Origin of the sequence: Bacteroides sp. LFL-34 (assembly GCF_027257075.1) — a bacterium.
Classification (GTDB): Bacteria; Bacteroidota; Bacteroidia; order Bacteroidales; family Bacteroidaceae; genus Bacteroides; species Bacteroides ovatus.
Map to the genome: position 1 here is coordinate 138964 of NZ_JAPQKZ010000010.1, position 21779 is coordinate 160742.

General features: G+C 41.8%; 14 protein-coding genes and 2 riboswitches. Of the genes, 4 read left to right on the top strand and 10 right to left on the bottom strand.

Going from position 1 to position 21779, the window contains the following annotated elements; translation table 11 throughout:
* Positions 1-10: 10 nt before the first annotated feature.
* The 4 genes from N5O98_RS08415 to N5O98_RS08430 are packed head-to-tail and all read left to right on the top strand — an operon-like array spanning position 11 to position 6563.
* The gene (locus N5O98_RS08415; protein ID WP_004312380.1) at positions 11-1504 is read left to right on the top strand and encodes a RagB/SusD family nutrient uptake outer membrane protein; all 1494 of its coding nucleotides are present in this window, start codon (positions 11-13) and stop codon (positions 1502-1504) included.
* Positions 1505-1520: 16 nt separating this feature from the next.
* Positions 1521-2624, top strand: a complete 1104-nt coding sequence (locus tag N5O98_RS08420; protein ID WP_004312381.1) for a DUF4185 domain-containing protein — start codon at positions 1521-1523, stop codon at positions 2622-2624.
* Between the two features lie 5 nt (positions 2625-2629).
* Positions 2630-3814: an MFS transporter gene (locus N5O98_RS08425; RefSeq protein WP_004312382.1), complete on the top strand. Its 1185-nt coding sequence runs from the start codon at positions 2630-2632 to the stop codon at positions 3812-3814.
* A 10-nt stretch (positions 3815-3824) separates the two neighbouring features.
* The gene (locus N5O98_RS08430) at positions 3825-6563 is read left to right on the top strand and encodes a GH92 family glycosyl hydrolase (RefSeq protein ID WP_008776271.1); all 2739 of its coding nucleotides are present in this window, start codon (positions 3825-3827) and stop codon (positions 6561-6563) included.
* Positions 6564-6672: 109 nt separating this feature from the next.
* On the opposite strand, the gene N5O98_RS08435 is transcribed toward N5O98_RS08430, so the two are convergent.
* From N5O98_RS08435 to N5O98_RS08480, 10 genes are all read right to left on the bottom strand, one after another.
* Complete coding sequence (locus N5O98_RS08435; protein WP_008776272.1) at positions 6673-7251, bottom strand: Crp/Fnr family transcriptional regulator; 579 nt, start codon at positions 7249-7251, stop codon at positions 6673-6675.
* 13 nt (positions 7252-7264) lie between these two features.
* A complete protein-coding gene (locus N5O98_RS08440) occupies positions 7265-8620 on the bottom strand; it encodes an MATE family efflux transporter (protein ID WP_004312385.1) in 1356 nt (451 codons plus the stop codon).
* Between the two features lie 128 nt (positions 8621-8748).
* Positions 8749-10461, bottom strand: a complete 1713-nt coding sequence (locus tag N5O98_RS08445) for a PKD-like domain-containing protein (RefSeq protein WP_004312386.1) — start codon at positions 10459-10461, stop codon at positions 8749-8751.
* Positions 10461-12080 (bottom strand): PL29 family lyase N-terminal domain-containing protein, encoded by a 1620-nt coding sequence (locus N5O98_RS08450; RefSeq protein WP_004312387.1) that lies wholly within the window; start codon positions 12078-12080, stop codon positions 10461-10463. The genes N5O98_RS08445 and N5O98_RS08450 overlap by 1 nt, the downstream gene beginning before the upstream one ends.
* Before the next feature lie 34 nt (positions 12081-12114).
* Entirely contained in the window at positions 12115-13272 is a 1158-nt protein-coding gene (locus N5O98_RS08455) for a DUF5074 domain-containing protein (protein WP_004312388.1), read from the bottom strand.
* Entirely contained in the window at positions 13269-15332 is a 2064-nt protein-coding gene (locus N5O98_RS08460; RefSeq protein WP_022199253.1) for a TonB-dependent receptor, read from the bottom strand. Before N5O98_RS08460 ends, N5O98_RS08455 begins: the two co-directional genes overlap by 4 nt.
* Before the next feature lie 137 nt (positions 15333-15469).
* Positions 15470-15687, bottom strand: a riboswitch (cobalamin riboswitch).
* A 131-nt stretch (positions 15688-15818) separates the two neighbouring features.
* Entirely contained in the window at positions 15819-17504 is a 1686-nt protein-coding gene (locus N5O98_RS08465) for a putative transporter (protein ID WP_004312390.1), read from the bottom strand.
* A gap of 214 nt (positions 17505-17718) precedes the next feature.
* Positions 17719-17929: riboswitch (cobalamin riboswitch) on the bottom strand.
* A 78-nt stretch (positions 17930-18007) separates the two neighbouring features.
* A complete protein-coding gene (locus N5O98_RS08470) occupies positions 18008-18763 on the bottom strand; it encodes an ABC transporter ATP-binding protein (RefSeq protein WP_004299412.1) in 756 nt (251 codons plus the stop codon).
* Positions 18760-19776 carry a FecCD family ABC transporter permease gene (locus tag N5O98_RS08475; protein ID WP_022199254.1) on the bottom strand — a complete coding sequence of 339 codons (1017 nt, stop codon included), beginning with the start codon at positions 19774-19776 and terminating at the stop codon, positions 18760-18762. Before N5O98_RS08475 ends, N5O98_RS08470 begins: the two co-directional genes overlap by 4 nt.
* Positions 19773-20906, bottom strand: a complete 1134-nt coding sequence (locus N5O98_RS08480; RefSeq protein WP_004312392.1) for an ABC transporter substrate-binding protein — start codon at positions 20904-20906, stop codon at positions 19773-19775. The genes N5O98_RS08475 and N5O98_RS08480 overlap by 4 nt, the downstream gene beginning before the upstream one ends.
* Positions 20907-21779: the final 873 nt, after the last annotated feature.

Genomic DNA, 21779 nt, shown 5'->3' on the forward strand with positions numbered 1-21779 from the left:
AGAATAGATTATGAAAAAATACATATTAAGCATTTTATTGAGTGGAGCATTCATGTTCACTGCTTGTTCGGATTTCCTCGACGAAGTGCCTAAAGGGAATATTACAAGTGAAGGATATTATAAAACAGCTCAGCATGCTATATCCGCCACCAATGCTATTTATGATTATTTGATTATCGGATATGCTCCGAATGGGTTATGGGATAAAAACTATGGTGGTACTTTCTACAATGATTATTGGGTTCTTCAGGATATGTTTGCTGATAATTCGGAAACTAATCAGACCAGCATTGACTACCAATCGGTGGAAAATATGCAAATAGACCAATATAATCAGCCTGTAGAATTGCTGTGGAGAGATTTTTATCAAACGATAAAATGTTGTAATGTCGTGATTGATAAAGTTCCATCTATTGATATGGATGTGACTTTAAGAAATCAGTTGGTGGCCGAAGCAAAATTCTTTAGAGCAATGATGTATTTTGATTTGATCCGGATGTTTGGTGATGTTCCTTTACGCGAACATAATGTTGAAAGTGCAGAGGAAGATGCAACTAGCCGGACCTCCAAAGAGACAATTTATGAATTGATCTTTTCGGATCTTAAGACTGCTGAAACCGATTTGAAGTACACTGAACGCTTTGGCGGAGGAAGACCTTATCCTGCATCTGCATCAGCTTTGTTAGCCAGGGTTTATCTAACTTATGCAGCAGAACATCATAGTCAGGAGCATTACCAGCTTGCTGTAGACAAGGCTAAATCTGTCATCCCGAATTTCCCTATGCTTGAAAACTACGGTGATTTATTTAAAGTGGCCAATCGTTTTAATACGGAAATAATCTGGGGAGTAAACTTTAGCGCAACGTTGAGTGAAGGTTGGAAAGGTGCACAGTTTTTGGTACGTTTATTGCCTGCCCTTGACGGAGTAAGCAATGCCCAAGGATGGGAAAATGCTACCGAAGATTTATGGAATAGCTTTGACCGGCAGAATGACCAGCGCCTGGATGTTACTTTGAAGAGAAGTTTTACTTATAGTGATGGTAGCATTAAGGATTTCGATAAGCCCTATGTTTTTAAGTATTGGGATAGTCAAGCCGAACCTAAAGGGAATAATACAGAGGCTATATTTCCGGCAATTCGTACAGCAGAGATGTATTTGATTATAGCCGAAGCTTTGAATGAAATAAATCAAGGAGCTAATGAGGAGGCGGTAATCGCAATTAATGCTGTAAGGAACCGTGCCGGACTGACCACGGCTGTACCTACTGACTATAAGGGATTTAAGAAGACCGTATTGAATGAGTATCGTCATGAATTTGTGATGGAAGGACATCGTTGGTTTGATTTGACCAGGATGTGTACACCGCAAGAATTTGTGTCTATCATAAAGGCTGCCAAACCGGAATCTACTCCTAAAGAATACCATGTGAAATTTCCTATTCCTCAAAGAGAAATAGACCTGTCACAAAACATGATTACGCAGAATGAAGGCTATGGACAATAACCAAAAAGATAGAATTATGAATAAGTTTATCTATTTGTTGGCCTGTACATTATTTGTATCTTGCCAAAACAACAATAAGTCATCTGTAACACAGATGGAAGTCGAACTGGATTCAATGTGGTGTACACGGTTGATGCCTGGACTTGGCAGTGGAGTGACAGGAGGTGACGGTGCTATATCAATAGACTTGAAGGATGGACGGAATCTTTTTATGTGGGGTGACTCGTTTTTTGGAGATGTTGTCGATGATAAAAGGAGTAAAGACTCTAAATTTGTGATGGGTAACACTTTTACGATTATCAATGAGAAAGGAGAACTGGAGACCTTGTATAGTGGTGATTTGAAGAATCCTTCTGCATATATACTGGCAGAGCAGGATGGGGATTCACCCCGTTGGTATTGGCCTGGAGATGGATTTGTGAAAGATGGTATTCTTCATTTGTTCATGTCCAAGTTCAGGAAAGTGGGTGAGGGATCTTTTGGTTTTGAATATATGTGTTGTGACTATTTTCGTCTGGATGTGAAAACCATGAAGATCATTGATAAGATGAATATCCCTGCTGCCAATCAGAATGGTGTACACTATGGACATGCAGTGATGCCTTATCAAAATGCAATCTACATTTACGGAACAAAGTCGGACTCGACAGGAGCAAAGGCAGTTGTTCATGTGGCGAAGGCTGAATTGGTTGATAATAAGCTGGCGAACTTTGTGTATTGGGATGGGGCTAGCTGGCAGGCGGATGCTACTAAAACAGCGAAACTTGAAGGACTTCAGAAAAATATCTCTGAGCAATTCAATGTATTTAGTCTAAATGAAAAAATTGTGTTGGTTTCCCAAAATCGTTCGGGAAATGCCAAAGAAATTTATTCCTATATTGCCGACAGCCCTGAAGGTGCATTTAGTCATGAGAAATTGCTCTATACGGTCGATGAACCTAATTTTGAAAAAGACAGTATGATGACTTATAATACAATGGTACATCCTCAATACATGAAAAATGATAAAATATTGATGTGTTATAACGTTAATACCTATGATTTGAAGAAGGTATTTGAGAAGGCATCATTGTACCAGCCTCGTTTCTTCTGGGTACCCGTAGATCATATATTAAAGTGATAGTTATGGTAAAGAATAACTCTTATTTGAAAGCCATTCCCGTGCTTGCCGCTTTTTTTGTTATGGGATTCTGTGATATAGTCGGTATTTCATCCGACTATATGCAGAAGAGCTTTAATTGGTCTCCAACTATGACAGGTTTTGTTCCTTCAATGGTATTTATCTGGTTTCTATTTTTAGGGATTCCTGTTGGTAACAGAATGAGTAAATACGGACGGAAAAATACAGTACTCGCCAGTATGGCGGTAACAGTTGTTGGGATGTTTTTGCCATTGTTGGTCTACAGTAGTGTAACATGTGTTATTGCGTATGTTTTGCTAGGTATAGGGAACGCCATATTACAGATCTCTTTAAATCCGTTATTGAATAATGTTATTTCCAGCCCTCGGCTATTGACTAGCAGTCTGACGGCCGGACAGGTTATCAAGGCTGTCTCTTCGTTGGTAGGTCCTGAAATTGTATTATTTGCTACCCTGCATTTTGGTGATGATAAATGGTATTATTGTTTCCCCATTTTAGGCGCTATTACATTATTCTTTGCTTTATGGTTGACGTTTACTCCCATTCGGAGAGAGCAGGTGGAAGAGAGTAAAGTATCTGTTTCTGATTCTTTCAACCTGCTGAAAAATAGAACCATACTCATTCTTTTTTTGGGAATATTCTTTATTGTAGGTGTGGATGTCGCTACAAATTATGTCAGTTCAAAATTAATGAGCATCCGGTATGATTGGACTGCGGAACAAGTGAAGTTTGCTCCACAAGTATATTTCTTTAGTAGAACGGTTGGTGCTCTTCTCGGTGCTTTCTTGCTGACCCGCATTGCAGGTGCCCGCTATTTCAAAGTCAATATTCTGGCATGTATCATGATGCTTGTATTATTGATTAGTGTTCAGAATCCCGCTGTTAGTCTATTATGTATTGGCGGAATTGGCTTTTTTGCTTCGTCTGTATTTTCTATTATTTACTCGATGGCATTTCAAGAGTGTCCCACAAAAATGAATCAGATTTCCGGGTTAATGCTGACGGCTGTAGCCGGAGGGGGAGTGGTAACTCCTGTTATTGGGTTTGCAATAGATAACGCCGGAATTACGGCTGGAGTTATTGTCATTTTACTTTGTGTGTTGTATCTCACCTATTGTGCTTTTGCGGTAGGAGAACGGAAATGTGGAGAGCAGACATATAATAAATAAAAATATAATGATGAATCAAAACATAATAAAAGGATTGCTAGTAGCTGCTATATGGTGCAGCAATATTCTTGTACTTCAGGCAGCACAAGATAATATAGCCCCACGGGCGCATGTCACGGTATCTAATGTGTTGAATGAGAATTATGCTGCCGACAACCTGGTTGACGGTAAAATAATGTATGATGATAAGGGCGAGTGGGCTTGCAAGGGAAGTGTTACATCGTGGGGAGTCATGTATACCCCGTGGGCACAGTTGGAATGGGATGAAGAAGTGTGTGTGGATCGAGTGGTGCTGTATGACCGGGTATCTCTTGCTGAACACCTTGCCGGTGGAACTCTTCATTTCAGTGATGGATCTCAGCTTAGTGTAACAGCTATTCCCAATGATGGAAGCCCGAAAAGTATCTCTTTCCCTAAGAAAAAGGTGAAATGGATTCGTTTTGAGGCAACAGATGGGAATGGAAAGAATTTGGGGTTGTCTGAAATCGAAGTTTTTGCCGCACATGGTAATCAAACTGACTATGTAGAGTGGGTTGACCCTTATATTGAAACTACCCGGGGACGGTGGTTTTTCTGTACTCCGGGCGGACGTCCCTTTGGTATGGTGGCTGCTCATGCTTTCACCCGCAATAAAAATCAGGGAGGTGGCGGATATAATTATAATTTTCCGGATATCTTAGGATTCTCTCAAATAAATGAATGGATGATTTCCGGTCCGAACATTATGCCGGTTGTAGGGGAAATAAATCCTACTGAAGGTATGGCAGGATGGAAATCACCTTTTAAACATGAAAGTGAAATAATTCAGCCAGGCTATCATCGTCTGTATTTGGACCGGTATAAGACTTGGGTGGAGTATACGGCAACAGAGCGGGCTACATTCTACCGTTTGAATTATACCGAAAATGTAAATGCCAAATTATTGGTGGATGTAGGTAGTGTTTTAGGGAATTGCTCTATGGATAAAGCTACCTTACTGCGTGTCAGCAATACACGTGTTGTAGGAGAATTTTTCACGACAGAACGCTTTTGGGGTGGTCCTGACAGCATAAAAATAAGCTTTGTACTAGATTGTAACCGTCCCATAAAAAGCATTGACGGATGGAATGAGAAAGGTGTCTTGCCCGATGTTGAGGCTATTGCGGGGAATGCTGCCGGTATGGTTTTGAACTTTGGACAATTGAATGCTGAAGAGTTGCTTTTTAAAATGGCATTCTCATATACAAGCGTAGACAATGCAATAGCCAATATGGATGCGGAACTGAACCATTGGGATTTTGACAAGGTATGTAAAGAAACCCGTTCTGTCTGGAATGAGGCTTTAGGACGTATAGCTGTTGAAGGTGGTACGGATGCTCAACGCATCAAATTCTACACTGACCTTTGGCATGTATTGCTAGGGCGACATAAAATAAATGATGTGAATGGCTATTATCCGGATTATGCCGGAAATAAATACGTCAATAAACGTACGTCTGAACCTATGAAGGTACGTCGTCTTCCACTTACGGCGGATGGAAAACCTAAGTTTAATATGTATGGCTTTGACGGGCTTTGGTTGACACACTGGAATTTAAACGTATTATGGGGTCTGGCATGGCCCGAAGTCATGGATGATTTATCTGCTTGTTTAGTTCAGTATGCTGATAATGGTAAGCTGTTGCCTCGTGGGGCATGTTCGGGTGGATATTCATTTATTATGAGCGGTTGTCCGGCTACCAGCTTGCTGGTAAGTACATATATGAAAGGAATTATGAAAAAAGCCGATCCTTTGCATACATTTGATGTCATAAAACGTAATCATATGCCTGGCGGAATGATGAGCTATGAGAGTGCTGATGATTTAAAGTTTTATATCAGTCATGGTTATTGTCCGGACAATGCAAGTAAAACTCTGGAATGGGCATTTCAAGATTGGGGAGCAAGCCGGATGGCTGCAAGGTTGGGAAAACACTCGGATGCACGTATGTTTGAAAAACGCTCACGAGCATGGACTCCTTTATTCAATGCGGAACTGGGCTTGGTATTTCCGAAAAAGAGAAATGGTGAATGGCTGCATCAGGATGCATTGAGTGGAAACGGTTGGGTGGAAGCGAATTCCTGGCAGGCCACATGGTCTTTGTCTCATGAACTGCCTAAGCTGGTAAAGATGATGGGAGGAGCAGATAAGTTTTGCGAGAAATTAAATTTCGCATTTGAGCAGGCAAGAGATTTAGATTTTGTTTATGCTTACAGTGGAGGATACGTAAGTTATGCTAATCAGCCCGGATGTTCTAATGCACACATCTTTGCTTATGGTGGAAAACCTTGGTTGACACAATATTGGGTACGTCAGGTAAAAGAACGTGCGTATGGAGGAATTACTCCAGATAAAGGGTACGGTGGTCATGATGAAGATGAAGGTCAAATGGGAGGGGTCAGTGCATTGATGGCACTTGGACTATTTAGTGTAACAGGTACGGAATCTGATACTCCATACTACGATATTACTTCACCTATTTTTGATAAGATCACAATCAAACTGAATGGGGATTATTATGAAGGAAGTACATTTACTATAACTACCCACAATAATTCTGCTGAAAATTGTTATATCCAACGTGCGCAATTGAACGGTATGGAATGGAATTATGCACAATTTAATCATGCAGACTTTACGAAAGGAGGAAAGCTTGAGCTATGGTTAGGCAATGAACCCAATAAATCGTGGGGAAAACTTAAATATTTGGCTCCGGACTCAGATTTATAATTGAAATAAAACAGTTGTTATTTCTCTATTAAGTGATTGGAATAATGCCGAGTAGTGGTTCTGTTATAACTAATCATGTTGACAGAACCACTTCTTTTAGAGGCGTCTATTAAAGAGAAGAAGATGCTATCTTCGCCCGAATCCTACTTAGCGACTGCGGAGTTATCCACAAGTAAGACGCAATATGTTTTAAAGGTACATATTGCAATAATTCCGGAGTCTCTTTGATAAGGTTGAGATAGCGTTCTTTAGCCCGTGGGCTTCCCGAGCTGATAAGCCAGTTCTCCTGTTGAAGAAACTGATGATCCATGAGGCGGAGCCCCAAATTAGCGAGTCCGATGGATGAGGCGAATAGCTGATTCAGAGCTGTTCGGGAAATACAATAGGCCACACTGTCACACATGACCTCAATATTTATTAATGAGTAGGCATTATCTACATAGCCCCAGACGGAGAAAGCAGCTTCTCCGTCTGAAGCAAACCAGATGGTAGTATCCACTCCGTCTTTATGATAATAGGCTCGCAATATTCCTGTCTTGATAAAATAAAGATTACAGTTCTTTGTCCCCTCGCGTACTATTAAATCTCTCTTTTTGAAATGTACCTCTTCCATACAGTTCAGTAGAGACTGTACATCGGTTTCTGATACCTTGTATCTATCGCAAAGTTTTTCAATGAATGTTCTCATATTGCAAAGATACTTATCGTCGGCAGACAATGAAACGATCTTTCAAATAAATTCCGAAAATATAGAAAGTGGTTAATAACTCTGCCAATGGTACGGCTAGCCAGATACCCGGTATACCCAATACCGGAGGGAGCGCAAAGAATCCGATCAACATAAATACGACTCCCCGGAGAAGAGTGATAATTGTTGCCCGCTGACCTCTTTCGACACTCTGATAATAACCAATGCCAATCATGTTGACGGCAAAGAAAATGAATCCTACTTCGAAATAAGGAAGCCCGTTTACTGCTATATCAAATGCAGCGTAGCTGCGGTCAATGAATAACGAAACAATGTCCTGACAGCATAGTGCGGTAAGAATGAAAAAGCTGATACCGCAGATTAAAGCGGTCCGAATGGCGAGATGCAGTGTCTTTCGTACACGCTCGGGTTGTCCGGCTCCGAAGTTATAGCTGATAATCGGCTGTGCGGATTGTGCAATGGCATTATAGACCATGAAGATGATAGGGAAGAAGTAACAGGCAATACTGAATGCTGCCACTCCGTCTTCACCGAGATGGCGGATGAAAACGTAGTTCCCCAGAAACATCATACAGGCAATGGAGGCTTCACTGATAAAAGCAGAACTTCCCAGTTTAATCATATAACCGATGTTGCGAAGAGTCAGTAACAGACTTTTGATACTTAACTTTATCCGGCATAGATGGAGGGTACGAGAGAAACGGAGTAAGTAAATCAGTGTCATCAACCCTCCCACGACAGTTCCCAGACTGGTGGCAAAAGCTGCTCCCATTATTCCCCAACCAAGTTCGAAGATGAATATATAATCCAGTATGATATTGAGTATGGCTGCAACCGCATTACACATCATGGCATAGGTGGGTGAACCGTCCAGACGGATGCAGAACATACCTATATTTAAGACTTCGTAGAATACGAGAAAAGGAATGTACCATGCCATATATTCTACAGCTAACGGCAACAATCGGTCCGAACTACCTAATAATCTGGCTAATGGCTCTATAAAATAAAGGCACAGAGCAGACAGGATAAGTATGAGCAATGTGGAAAAAGCAATTGCCTGAGTGATATTAATACTTGCTACTTTGCGTTTTCCCTGAGATAAATGAATGGAAGCCACCACCGAAGCTCCCACTCCGAACATCAGTCCGATACCCGCTGCGATCATAAAAAGCGGTGCAGTGATATTTACTGCCGCCAGCGCGTCACTGCCAATTCCTTTTCCTACAAATATCCCGTCCGTAATAACGAACAGAGCCGAGAATACCATCCCAAGTACCGTAGGAATTAGTAACTTACGGAACAACGTGGAGATGTTCATACTGCCGAAATCAATACTATCTTTCATAACTTTCTACCTTTGTCGTTGAAAATGGCGACAAAGGTAGGGTTATGGGAGGAGATAAAAATTACCAAATGGTAATTTTTATCTCTATATTTAATAGGGAAAAGAATCTCTTATGTATATTCTATCAATTATTTGAGCATGTTGAAATCCTTTATTCCAAAAACTTCAGTGGATATTTCACCCAACCAACCGCTTTTACTATTAACACCCACTTGTACTTTGATAAAATCAACGTACTTCAGGTTTGCATCCTTACCGTCGAAAGTTACAGCATGGGATATCTTGAAATGATTGTCAGACGGTCCGGCATTATAGTTGTCATCATCTGTCAGACGATCAATGGCGCTGAAATTATCAGCATATCCCCATTCATAACTATCATTTACCCAATAAGTACCATTACCGGATTGATCGTAATTACGCTCTTTCAGGCGAGTACCTCGCAAAGTATATTGTTTTTCCTTTACCCAGGCGGGATAATAATAATCTTGCCGGTGAAAAGCACCCAGATAATCAATAGACCCACTTTGACCATGATTGTCTGTCCATGGGGTGGGAAGCTGAATACCAGTTGGTTTATGATAGGTGACGGCATAGTCCTGCCAGGTTTCGGCTTTCCCATATTCGGATCCGCGCAATTCATACCAAGTGTCATTAGGTAACCCATCACCATTTTCGTCCTGCATTACCCATACAATTCCCGGTTCTGACGAACCATCAAAAGCGTTTCCTGTAATAGCAATGTTGTAATCTCCATCATTCACGATACTATGATCGAATCCAACGATGATGTATCCACCGAATCCGCCTAGGGAAACATAAGCCGTCTGATTGATTCGTTCTTCTGCATAGGTGCAGGCTTCTGCCATAGTTGTTGTGTTATGATTCTCATTGATGAATTGACCGGGAGCCGGTAAATATTCATATACTTTGTTCATTGACGCAGAACTTGTGGCGCTAATCTTCCGCTGGTATGTTCCTGCGGGAGGGCAAACATTGACTTTTAATGTTTGCGTAGCGAGTATATATGAGTTCTTCATTTCGACCTTTACCGTGTGTTCTCCCTGCTGCTCGGATGTAAACAGATAAGTATCATTTTCTCCGGATTGCACTTGTTCATTGTCCACGGTCCATGTATAGACTGCATCCAGTGCATTATTCACGTCAACCGGTTTGATACGGATAGTTCTGCCGGCTGACATGTTATATTCCGTTTGCAGGAATGTCCAGTTGAAATCTACTTGATCCGGTGAACAAACTTCTACTTTGAAAGTTACTTCGTCATCGCCATCTTCATTGTGAGTAGCAAAACGAACTTGATATTCGCCAAGCTCGATTGTGGGGAGAGTACAGGTTAATTCGTTCGAAATATCTTCACCGTTTATTTGCCAGGAGTAACTGGTTTCCAGAAAAGAATCTACTATAGGTGTAATGGTTAGTTCAGAGCCTTGAAGCACTTTGAAACCTTTGTCGGCATCCGCAATAGAGATAGTCGGTACATCAAGTTGAAAGACATCGATACGTATCTCCTTTTCTGTTGTCCCTCCGGCATTGGTGGCAGAAATCAGAATGAAATACCTGCCTGCTTCATCGGCTGAAAATGTCAGGGTGGAAGTGGTACAGATACTCTTTCCATCTATTGTCCAGTTAAAGGTCGTTTCCGAATCGGTATTTTCATAAACAGGAGCGATGGTTATCTCCCGACCAATTTTTGTTTTATAGATGGGGGATTCTTCTTTCAAGGTAATGACAGGAGCGGAAAGAAGAGGAGAGTCCTCCTCTTCTTTCACGCATGATATTAATGCTAACAGAACAAATAAAAAAAGTATAATATGTTTCATTAGAATCTCACTGCTACATCATCATAAGCAAAATAGGCAGGTTGGCTGAAACCATATCCGTTATCATTACTTCCAGTGACATTAAAGTCTATTTTGACCACTTTGCCTAATGCGGATAAATCCCATTTTGTCCATTCAAGTATATTACCCTCGGCTCCAACCAAATAAAATTCCGGACGTGTAGCTACTTCTTTTCCATCTTCATCATAACCGATAGCAACCAGTTTCACCCAATCATCTTTGCCTGCGGGTGCGGTCAAACCGTTACCGTTGGCCACACAGTTGGCTAGGTAGGTCGTCATAGTCACATACATATGGTCAACTACACGAGCAACTCCGTCTCCAAAGTAAATATAGGGTAATGGACCGTTGGCATATCCGGAATTGTCTGCATAGCCGTAATGTACGCAGAAGTTTTTGGAACCATTATGTCCTCCAAAACCAGTTTTTGCATCCTGATAATAAACGGCTAGTTGGTGCTGGAAGTCTCCATGAGTAAGATCCATATCCAGATAATTGGAAATTGCGTGTCCGCCACCCCAGTATTGGTAATCACCCCATCCGTTAGGAAGTTCGGAAGCAAGAAAAGTGTTGTTTGCATCACTCCAGTTATAGAGTTGGTTATTCTTAGGATAAAGTAGTGGGCCACCATATTGTTGGCTGTCAATTAATGATGACCAGTTTCTTTCTCCTACCATGTTAGCATCACCTTTATAATCAACATCCTCGAATGTCAAGAAGTGTGCTTCACGCACTGCTCTTAATTGCATTTTTATTACTTTACCGAAAGCTTTGGACGGAGTGACAAGTATTTTAAGTTCACCATCTTTGACATCATCACCTGAAACTGCCGGAGCTGTGATTCTTAAGTCTTTATCATTAAGAACCGCTGTCCATCCTTGCGGAATAGCAATTAATGTTGCGTCGTCTATATTGGCAGTTGTAAGAAGATACGTCCTTGTTTCATTAGACGAGAACAAGGTATAATCCCTATTGGCAATGTCAAATGTATATGTTTCCCCTTTGGGCAATGTGAACGACGTTCCATCTGCAAGAGTAACTAGTACATGATTGTCATTAACTGTAACAGATTTGAAGAAAGAGTCTCCGTCTTGTCCTTCCGCTTTCACAGGTTTTCCGTCTGTTCCGTTAATACGTTTGGCTCCTTCGCCTGTATCAACGGTCCAGTATCCGTCACTGTCAACTCCCATAACTGGAGTTGTACCTGTCACTTTTAACTTGTTAGTTGCATCCGGCAGCCATTCTGTAGTACCGTTGGTAGTAATGGTCCAGTAATATATTCCGTCTTCGTCAGCTTTCACTCCAATCACAGGAGCATCTGTACCATTCTTTCCATTTTTGATAGATACGGTGCTTCCATCACTGAAAGTTAATGTGTAGCCATCAGATGTCTGTTCCGTGTTGGTGATTACTTTCCCTTGATTTAATGCGTCTACCAAACTCTGTAAAGTTGTAATTTCAGAGTTCATTTTCTTGACTGTTGTTTCTAGTGTTTCTACTCGTCCGTCGAGATCATTGACTTTATCCCAGAGATCATCGTCATTGTAGCAACTGCATACTGTAACGACAGTGAGCAGTAAAAATAGAATTTTCTTCATTGCTTTTGTTTTTAATTATTAATAGAATTGTGAATTATTGAATCTCTTTTAGTTTCTTATCTGTAAAGGCAATATGTGCCGGAATGTCCCCCGTGATGACTGACCATTTCTTTTTTCCATCCCGGGAGAAACAGTATAATGTGCCGGGAGTCACATAGTCTTTGGCATCGGTGACGAAGAATTCACCTGTTTCCGGATTGATTGCTATTCCATAAGGTATCTTGATAGATTTTTCCGTACCATCTGTAATAAAATTGCGGGTATCAGTTTTCTTTGTTTTTGTATTATAGATGGCGTAAGAGACTGTCCAACTGTTGGTGTAATAACTCCATTCTGTACTGTATACATACAGTGAATCTCTGCAAATAGCCATTTCTGTATTGGGAAGAAGCGGTAATTCTTCGATTACTTTATCGGTATTGGAATCTATTACAAATGTTTCGGAGTAAGTGTCATAATAATCTCCCCGGGATGAGACATAAATATTTCCGTATTGGTCTAATTCCATTCTATGCAAATTGATTCCCACATCAATGGTTTTGATAACTTTGAATGTGTTCAAGTCGATGACGGATACCGTGCGGTCATAATTAGGTACGCGATACCCGCCGGAGTTGGCTACATAGAGTTTGTTGCCCACAATCACCATTTCTTCCGGCTGGTAGCCGACCACACAGGTATCTTTGACAGTCAGTGTGGTAGTGTCAACACGTGCTACATACCCCAGTCTGGCGTTGGGATCTATTTTGACAGGGCCTGCATACGAACTGACGTATGCATATTTATCTTTAAAGACGATATAACGGCAATTAGGTATGGAAATTTGCGTGATGTGTTTTGCTGTTTCTACATTCATCACTTCTACGAAATGAGAACAGTTGATGATGGCATATAACTTATTTCCATAGATTTGGATATCATTTCCCACATCCCCCAATTCTTGTACGACTCCCGGGTTCCGTTCCGCATAGATATTCTTATGATAGATACCGGTTTCGTAATCAAAGTAATCAAGGGTAGCCTTGTTGCTTCCCATATTTCCTTCATTGAGTAGAAAGAAACCTTTGACAGAGGTACCGCTTACTCCGGGAGTAACTTGGTTGGGAGTTGACGGAATAATGCGTTCATCTTCGCGACAAGAAGTCGATAGAAGAACAAAACAGATAATGATGGATAGAACAGATATTCTCATAACATGACGTTTAATTTGATTTTAAAACTTGTACCGGGCATAGGATAGCATTGCACTACTTCATATTGCTGATTGAAGATATTATTAATTTCTGCCGTTACACGTATTCCCGTTTTCCCCCATTGAAAAGTTTTGGATAGGGAAAAATCGTGGGTATACCAGGGCTGTGCGTAGTTCTCCGGGATATTGGCGACTGCTTCATAACGTTCACCTGTATAAATGAAACTATAGTTACAGGACCATGTTTGGTAACTTCCATTGAGGATGATGGAACCTCCATGCCAAGGTATATAAGGAATCTGGCCTCCATACCATTCACTGGTAGGATCGGTAAAATCCTGTGCCTTTTGATAGGTGTAATTGAAGAGAGTGCTAAGTTCCACCTTTCCGAAGCCCCATTCTCCTCGTATGGCTGCGTCTAATCCCCGAATTTCCACATGTCCGAGATTAATCATAGTCCAACGGAACTGGTTGGAGGTAGGCATGGCAATGATTTTATCATCTACTTCATTATAGTAACCATCTATTTGTAAGTCCAGGCTTTTCAGCCAATGGTTATTCCAGGTGTGAGAGAAAGTGATACCCACATCGTATTGGGTGGTATATTCTGGTTTTAAGTCCTTATTGCCTATAAAAGTATAATACAAATCATTGAGAGTTGGCATGCGAAAGACTTTCTTATAAAAGGCCCGTACATTCAGAGGGAGCTTGGTCAATGGTTGCCAGGTGGCTATGACAGACGGAGTGTATTTGTTTTTGGTGCCTGCATTGGCTCCTTTGGTACGTGTATTGTCATCGACATGAGTATATAACAGGCTCGCCTGCAACATGAGGCGGTTGAAGTCAAAGGACGTGGCAGCAGAAGTCAGGATTGTATTACGGGTTGGATAGACAAAATCTATGAGATCGGCCCGTAATGCATTCCATTGAAAATCGTTGGATAATGACATTCTCCACCAGGGATAGATGGTGAATAAATGGGCGGCCGAAGCATAGATTTCTTGCTGTCGGTAGTGATTGTCTACGTACATGGTGGTGACATCCAGTCTGGGATCGGATAAATAGTGGAGATAGTCATAAGCATATTTTCCGTTGGCTAGCAGACTGTACCAAGGCTTAAAATAGTTTTGAAAAGAGCCTTGCACAAACAGATTGGTATCCCACTGCCGGTCCTGATGGCGAAACTTACCCGGTTCTTCTCTTACCGCAGCTCCGGGGTATCCCCGTTCCGAATTGTATAGGTATGCTTTGGCTTTCCATTCTCCTTTGGGGACTTTTCCGAAGAATGCATTCTCCAAACGTAACATTCTTACGTCTCCATTTTGACGAACAGCTGTTGTGTCGTAACCATCTTTCTTGGCGTATGTGAATTTATATCGTCCTGATGTATACATATACTCCGTACTGATGGAACTGCTTATTCGTTCGTTGAAACGATGTTCCCAAAGTAGTGACGGATTGATGGTAGAGAATGAACCGCCTTTCACCCCGATGTTCAGATTGTTTTTCTTTTCCCCTTTGAATAGGGGTTTTCGTGTCTGCATATATATGGCACTTGCGGAACTATAATCTTTGGCAGGTTGGAAGATGGCACTTTTTTGACCATTATATAGTGAAATGACTTCCATATTATCTAATGAAAAACGGCCTAGATCGACGACTCCATTTTGCGCATTTCCTAATTCAATACCATCGTAAAATACTCCGACATGATGACTGCCCATACTTCGTATATTGACGGTTTTTAGTCCTCCAATACCTCCGTAATCTTTTATCTGTACTCCGGAAAAGTAGCGCAAAGCATCAGCAACGGAGTAAACATTGAGCTTCTCAAGTTCTTTGCCGGACAGAATCTGTACAGGAGACATCTTTTTTTGCATCCGGTTGCTGTAGATAGTAACTTCTTTGAGTTTGAGAAGTGTATCAGACAGAGAAGTCTGATGCCGAACCCTGGACTGGGAAATGGCCGGTAATGTGGTAAATAGAGATAGAATCAAACATAATATCCACCGTAAATGGATATAATGCTTATTGTATGAATGGACTTGAATAGAAAGCATGTCTTTTATTTTATAGGTATAAAAAATCCGTTTGTTCAGATCTGAATTCAATCTACACAAACGGACATATAGCTATTATACCAAATAAAAGATAATTGCTTATTTTCTATTTGACTACTACCCGAAATCCCGCAGGTGTAAATCAGAGCATCAAGGCAGGTCTTCTGACTCATCCCATTTTGCAACGCCTTCCCAGATAAACTATCCAGTGACTTTTGTGTTGCAATTTTGCTCTTTGATTACAAGGAGCGGAGATTTACAGCAGCAGGTACTGTTGCCGGTTTACACGGCATTCCCTTTTCATTCCTTTACAACGCAAAAGTTGTTCAAGGAAACCTTAACGGCACAAAGTTAGAAAGTTTTTATTAATTAGTTTGTTTTATTCTAAAAAAATATCCCATTGACCAATAACAAATATTCCGGCATCTGATCCTATTCTCTCCATTTGTTAGTAATCAATTGGATGGAAAAGGATATATTAATATGTTATCCCAACGACAGAATCAATATTTGTGCCGTCAATACTCGCAGAAACATGGTGAGCGGATACACCGTAGCGTAGCCGACGGCAGGCGCATCACAGGAGGTCAGGTCATTGGAGTAAGCCAATGCCGGCGGATTGGTGGTAGAACCAGCCAGAACTCCGATAAGCGTGAAATAATTCAGCTTGCAATAATACCGTCCTATCAATCCCGTAATCAGAAGTGGCAGGATGGTTATGATTACTCCGTAGCCTACCCATATATATCCTCCGCCATGAATGACTGTGTCTACAAAGCCTTCGCCTGCTCCTAAACCTACGCAAGCGAGGAAGATGGAAATACCGATTTCACGAAGCATCAGGTTGGCACTCATGGTGGTATAAGTAATCAGCTTGTATTTCGGACCGAAACGGCTAATCAGGATAGAAACGATGAGCGGACCGCCTGCCAATCCTAGTTTCACAGGTTGCGGAATTCCGGGAAATGCGAAAGGAAGACTTCCCAGAATACATCCTAAAGCGATACCTATAAAGATAGGAATCAGGTTCGGATGATTTAAGCGTTTCATGGAGTTGCCAAGTACTTTCTCTGCATGGGCAACAGCCAGTTCGGAACCTACAATGGTGACACGGTCTCCCATTTGTAACTGTAATTGTGGAGAGGCTACCAAGTCTACTCCCGAACGATTGACGCGGGTGATGTTTGCTCCGAAGTTATTTCTGATTTTGAGTTGTGAAAGCGTTTTCCCGTTCAATTCCGGTTTAGTAATCAGGATACGGCGTGAAATGAGCTCTTTGTTCAGTTGTTCCCATTCCATTTTGATTTCCTTTCCGAAGAATATAGTGATTGCTTCCACGTCAATCGGGGTAGAGATCACTAATATGATATCCCCTACATGTAGAATTGTTTCGGAATTGACCAATTCGGTTTCTCCACCCTCGCGGTGTTTGATGCGGGAAATGACAAACTTACGGTTCAGTAACGGGCGGAGTTCTTTAATCCTGATGCCGTCTACCGATTCGTTTCTCACTTCAATGGAGATAGGGCGTACGGTAAGTTCCTGGAGATGTCCCAGACCGACTTCTGCTTCTTTTTCTTCTTGAGCAGTATTGATGCGAAGGAGATATTTCAAAGCAAGCAGGGAAAGGATGATACCTACTACACCCAGCGGATAGCTGACTGCATATCCTAAAGCAATTTCGGGAGCATCTATGCCATTCAAATCACTGTTGGCCTGTTGTGCGGCTCCCAGTCCCGGAGTATTGGTGACGGCTCCGGACAAAATACCTACCATTGTGGTAATCGGAGTTCCGGTGGTGAAGTGCAGGATAATAGTAATGGTTACTCCTAATACTACTACGAGCATAGCTAGCATATTCAGGGTAAAGCCCCCCTTTTTGAATGCTGAAAAAAAGCCGGGTCCTACCTGCAAACCAATTGAGTAAACAAACAGAATCAATCCGAATTCTTTTAGAAAGTGGAGCAGGTGTTCGTCCAGATTCATGTTGAAATGGCCGAATACGATTCCGACAAAGAGTATCCAGGTAACTCCCAGAGATACTCCCCGCACTTTGATTTTTGCAAGGATGATTCCAAACGCTATGGTTAGTGACAGAATCAGTACGGAGTGTGCCACTCCGCCGCCCCAAAGATTGGGGTAACCTTCAAATAAATTTCTTAGAACTTCCATTGTGATTATTATATGATGATATTTAGTTTAGCTAAAAGTAACCCCGGAGAAATCACTTCTGCGGGGATACGCACACATTGAGCATGACGGTCTAATGCCGTCCTTTTGATATTTTAGCTAGAGAGAATTTATCCTCCTTCAATCATTTCCGATGTCATGACTACTCGATTCTTTTTTTACAGTCTGCCGTTTTCCTATCCCACGAGTAAAAACAACTATAAAGGTATGAATGGCAGGTCTTCTGACTGACTCCCTTCCTGATGCCTTCCCGACCTTGACTATCGATACCTGGTCAGTGGTAAAAGTAAATATCAAGAAGTTGAATGGAGTTTCACAGCAGCGGGACTGTCCGGGATTTACACCCGATTCCCTTTTAATTCAGATAGTTGATATGGCTATCTGAAACCAATTCGGGGCAAAGATAGCGAATTTATATAGGAACCCAAATGAATGCTACCTATTTATTTTATACACAGTCTGATTCTTGTCGGATATCTGTTTGTTTATTTGATGCGTACTCTCATCTCCTGCACATCAAACGTGACGGATTCATTTCGGAAAAGTCTTTCTATATGTCCGCTAGCCACCATTTCCGGAGTAGGCAGCGTGTACATCTGCGGATTATCTATGAGCATGATGGAGTCGCAAAGCGATAAGGCGATGTCGAGGTCATGAGTGGAGAATAAGACACATTTTTTTTCTTCCTGTGCCAGTTTCTTTAAAAGCAAACAGAGCTCGTAGCGGTTAGGTAAGTCCAGGAAGGCGGTCGGTTCATCAAGCAGGATGACGGGAGTATCCTGTGCAAGAGCACGGGCAATCATGATTCGCTGACATTCGCCATCGGACATTTTATCCATTGTCTTTTCTGCATAACCGGACATACCGACTAGCTGCATAGCGTCATCCACCCGCTTTTGGTCTTCCGGTTGCAGTTGGCCGATCCAGTTGGTATAGGGAGCACGCCCTAAGGCTACTACATCTTTACAGCGGAGATTAGCGATACGTACTTTATCGGTGGTGACAAAGCTTATATTCCGGGCTAATTTTTCCGGTTTCAATGATGCTATGTTTTTTCCTTGCAGAGTAATCTCTCCTGATTGAGGCTTTTCCAGCCCCATCATAGCACGGAGCAGGGTGCTCTTTCCCGTTCCGTTACGTCCTAACAGGGCAACGAGTTGTCCGCCTGTGATTCGGGCATTTACCGTTTCCAACAGCGTGCGCTGTCCATATCCTAATGTCAGTTCTTTAAGTTCTATCATTTGAATCTACGCAAGTTTTTAGCAATTACCCATAAAATAACCGGAACACCTAGTAAGGCGGTGATGCAGTTAACCGGAAGTAGGAACTTCTTGGCGATGATGTCGCAGAGAAGCATGCTGATAAGCCCTGTCAGCATGGTGCCGGGGACCAGTATCCGGTGGTCGGCATTGTTGAATAGCAGTCGTGTGACATGCGGTACTGCCAGGCCGATAAATCCTACCGGACCACAGAAAGCGGTGACCGTTCCTGTCAGCAGTGCGGTAGAAACGAAGATGAACGTGCGTGAACGTTTAATGTTCATTCCCATCGTTCGTGCATAATTTTCACCGAGCAGTAACAGGTTCAGCGATTTGATACAGGCTACGGAAATTAGTAAACCGATACATAACATCGGTATCATAATTCCCAGTTGGGTGACTGTGATGTGGCTAAGAGATCCCATTGACCAGAGTGTGAACATTTTCAGTTGTTCGGCAGAACTTAGGTATTGGAGTATCTGAATGATAGCGCCTGCTACGTAGCCTATCATAACTCCCATAATCAATACACCGAGAATGTTTTTTACTTTCCGGCTGATAATGGCTACTCCCAATAAGATTACGGCAGTTCCTACCCAGCCCGAGCCAACGATACCCAGCGACTGAAGAATTGGAAACTCCGCCCATCCAAGTAATGGAGCACCTAGTATGAACAGAGCTACGCCCAGTCCTGCACCGGAACTTACTCCCAACAGGTAAGGGTCTGCTAATGGATTCTGGAATACTATTTGCATCTGTAAACCGCTAACGGAGAGTGCTATTCCTATTAAAGCCGCTACCACTACCCGTATGAAACGGATAGAAAGGAGAATATTCCGTGTCATTTCGTCACATTCGCCTCCGGTGAGTACAGCCCATACCTTGGTGATAGGAATATATGTATCTCCCGTTGCCATGTCTATCAGTAATAACAGTATGGCAACTATACCCAGTGTAATGAATAAAAAGGGAGTGCGTTTATCAGGCTGTTTCATTCCAGATGTCTGTAATAGTAAAGTGAATCGGATACGAGTTCGGGGTGAAAGATATGAATCAGGTCACGCAATACGACGTCGGGACGTACCACTGCAGATTCCCAGTAGTCATTACCTCCTGTCGGTGTTGTTCGTAAATTATTGTTGTAAACAGTTTTTTCGCGTACAGCTTTGGCGTCTACAAATTTAGGATTGACCGTCTTTAGTTCATCCAACGTAGAAGCCATGCCTACATTAATCCAGTAGTCGGCCTTTTGTATCAGTTTGTAAGCTGTTTCCAGTCCGATGGGAGTGGAACTGTTAGACTTGTTTTCTTGGTAGATGTAATCCGCACCCGCATCAGTTACCAATTGTGCCATGTAACTTTGTGTGGAAGGCATCACCCAACTGTCGTTCCACGGGGTATTGAGCATAACGGTAGGACGTTGTTCTACCGATTCGGTGAGCGCTTTCAAAACTTGATAACGTTTAGGGATTTCACGGAATATTTCGATGCCTTTTTCCCTGCTGTCTGTTAATTCGGCAAGAGCTACCAGCCATTCGGCTTTACCAAGCGGCGATTCCTCCAAATATTCTCCTACATACATATAAGGTATATACAGTTCTTTCAGTTTGTCTGTTACGGCAGTTTGCGCATCTCCGATACCGTATAACAGGACAACATCCGGTTTCAGTCCCAATAATAACTCATAATTCATTTCGGGGCCCATGTCCTTGATAGAATTTTTATGTGCGAGAATATATGGATTGGATACATAGTCGATGCCCGATACTCCGACAATTTTGTCCACTTGACCTAGAGCGTCGAACATGGCGATGTAGGAAGAAGCCATACATACGATACGTTTTGCTCCGGCAGGAATCGTAGGACCGGTAAATCCGGCAGGCGCTTGTTCACCGTTGCGGGAAATGAAATAAGACATTTTCACGTCCTTGGCTCCCTGCCATGGGTTGGAAACCTGAATAAGTGTGCTGGCGGTATTGTCCGCACCCAGAATCTTGAATCCGGTTGCGTATTCAGGTGTATAGACATCCTGTTTGAAAGCCTCGAGAGAAGTCTTCTTGTTGGATATACAACTAGCCAGGAAGAGAAGACATAGCCATGTGAGGATTGAAATAGGAGATTTCATCTTTATTCGTGTATCTTTTAAATGAATAAATAATTTTCGGTGTCTGAAGATTGACATTGCGGGGCAAAGATAAGTATCTTTGGAGATATTCTTTCTTTTTTTATTGCATTTTCTCCGAAATCATTCCTATTTATGTATCCTCCCCTTAGGCAGGCAGAATGGATTAAGTTTATCGGTCTGCTGATTACTTCAGAGAATTTCTGCACCTTAAAGATTCAGAAAAAGTTTGGAGATGCTTTTTACCCTCGCACTCTCACCCATTGACTCAAACCGCTTATTCATCATAGTTACAGGTGTGAGGGTAAGAGTGAGAGTAGGGTGAGGGTAAACAGTTACTCTCACCCTGTCTCGTCTTGATTTGGTTGATAGGTTAAACCTGAAGTTTATAAGGATATAGTAAATCCATCGAAAGTATGTAGTTATTTGCAGAATCTATGCAGATAATGGCTTGTTCATATAGGTAAACACTTAGTTTCAAGTAGCGAAACATTTTGTTTCTCGGTGTGAAACACTTCGTTTCATTACTTGAAACTGTACTGTACTGGATTTAGTTGACAACTTCGCTTGTTATACCTAAGTTCGTTTACTCAATATTTTTTAAAACCTAAATAAGTTTACTTGTCCCTTTGTAATTCCTGTATAAGTTGTCATTTTAGATATTTTGCAAAATTATGTATCTTCTCTTATAAGTGCAAGACTTCGGGCTGTAAACTTTCATTAAATAACAAAAACTCTTCGCTCGGGGATCGCCCTAGCGGCAACCTTAGATTTGCAGCATCAAAATATTTATCTTTGAATTGATATTGAAAGGAAAGCAAAAGGAAAACCATCAGCGGCAATAGAAGTCAAGTCTAAGTCCCTATTCGGTCCTTT

What these genes read in the sequence shown, in the direction of transcription:
- N5O98_RS08415 (WP_004312380.1), top strand. Translation starts at nt 11, where the DNA reads ATGAAAAAATACATATTAAGCATTTTATTGAGTGGAGCATTCATGTTC.
- N5O98_RS08420 (WP_004312381.1), top strand. Translation starts at nt 1,521, where the DNA reads ATGAATAAGTTTATCTATTTGTTGGCCTGTACATTATTTGTATCTTGC.
- N5O98_RS08425 (WP_004312382.1), top strand. Translation starts at nt 2,630, where the DNA reads ATGGTAAAGAATAACTCTTATTTGAAAGCCATTCCCGTGCTTGCCGCT.
- N5O98_RS08430 (WP_008776271.1), top strand. Translation starts at nt 3,825, where the DNA reads ATGAATCAAAACATAATAAAAGGATTGCTAGTAGCTGCTATATGGTGC.
- N5O98_RS08435 (WP_008776272.1), bottom strand. Translation starts at nt 7,251, where the DNA reads ATGAGAACATTCATTGAAAAACTTTGCGATAGATACAAGGTATCAGAA.
- N5O98_RS08440 (WP_004312385.1), bottom strand. Translation starts at nt 8,620, where the DNA reads ATGAAAGATAGTATTGATTTCGGCAGTATGAACATCTCCACGTTGTTC.
- N5O98_RS08445 (WP_004312386.1), bottom strand. Translation starts at nt 10,461, where the DNA reads ATGAAACATATTATACTTTTTTTATTTGTTCTGTTAGCATTAATATCA.
- N5O98_RS08450 (WP_004312387.1), bottom strand. Translation starts at nt 12,080, where the DNA reads ATGAAGAAAATTCTATTTTTACTGCTCACTGTCGTTACAGTATGCAGT.
- N5O98_RS08455 (WP_004312388.1), bottom strand. Translation starts at nt 13,272, where the DNA reads ATGAGAATATCTGTTCTATCCATCATTATCTGTTTTGTTCTTCTATCG.
- N5O98_RS08460 (WP_022199253.1), bottom strand. Translation starts at nt 15,332, where the DNA reads ATGCTTTCTATTCAAGTCCATTCATACAATAAGCATTATATCCATTTA.
- N5O98_RS08465 (WP_004312390.1), bottom strand. Translation starts at nt 17,504, where the DNA reads ATGGAAGTTCTAAGAAATTTATTTGAAGGTTACCCCAATCTTTGGGGC.
- N5O98_RS08470 (WP_004299412.1), bottom strand. Translation starts at nt 18,763, where the DNA reads ATGATAGAACTTAAAGAACTGACATTAGGATATGGACAGCGCACGCTG.
- N5O98_RS08475 (WP_022199254.1), bottom strand. Translation starts at nt 19,776, where the DNA reads ATGAAACAGCCTGATAAACGCACTCCCTTTTTATTCATTACACTGGGT.
- N5O98_RS08480 (WP_004312392.1), bottom strand. Translation starts at nt 20,906, where the DNA reads ATGAAATCTCCTATTTCAATCCTCACATGGCTATGTCTTCTCTTCCTG.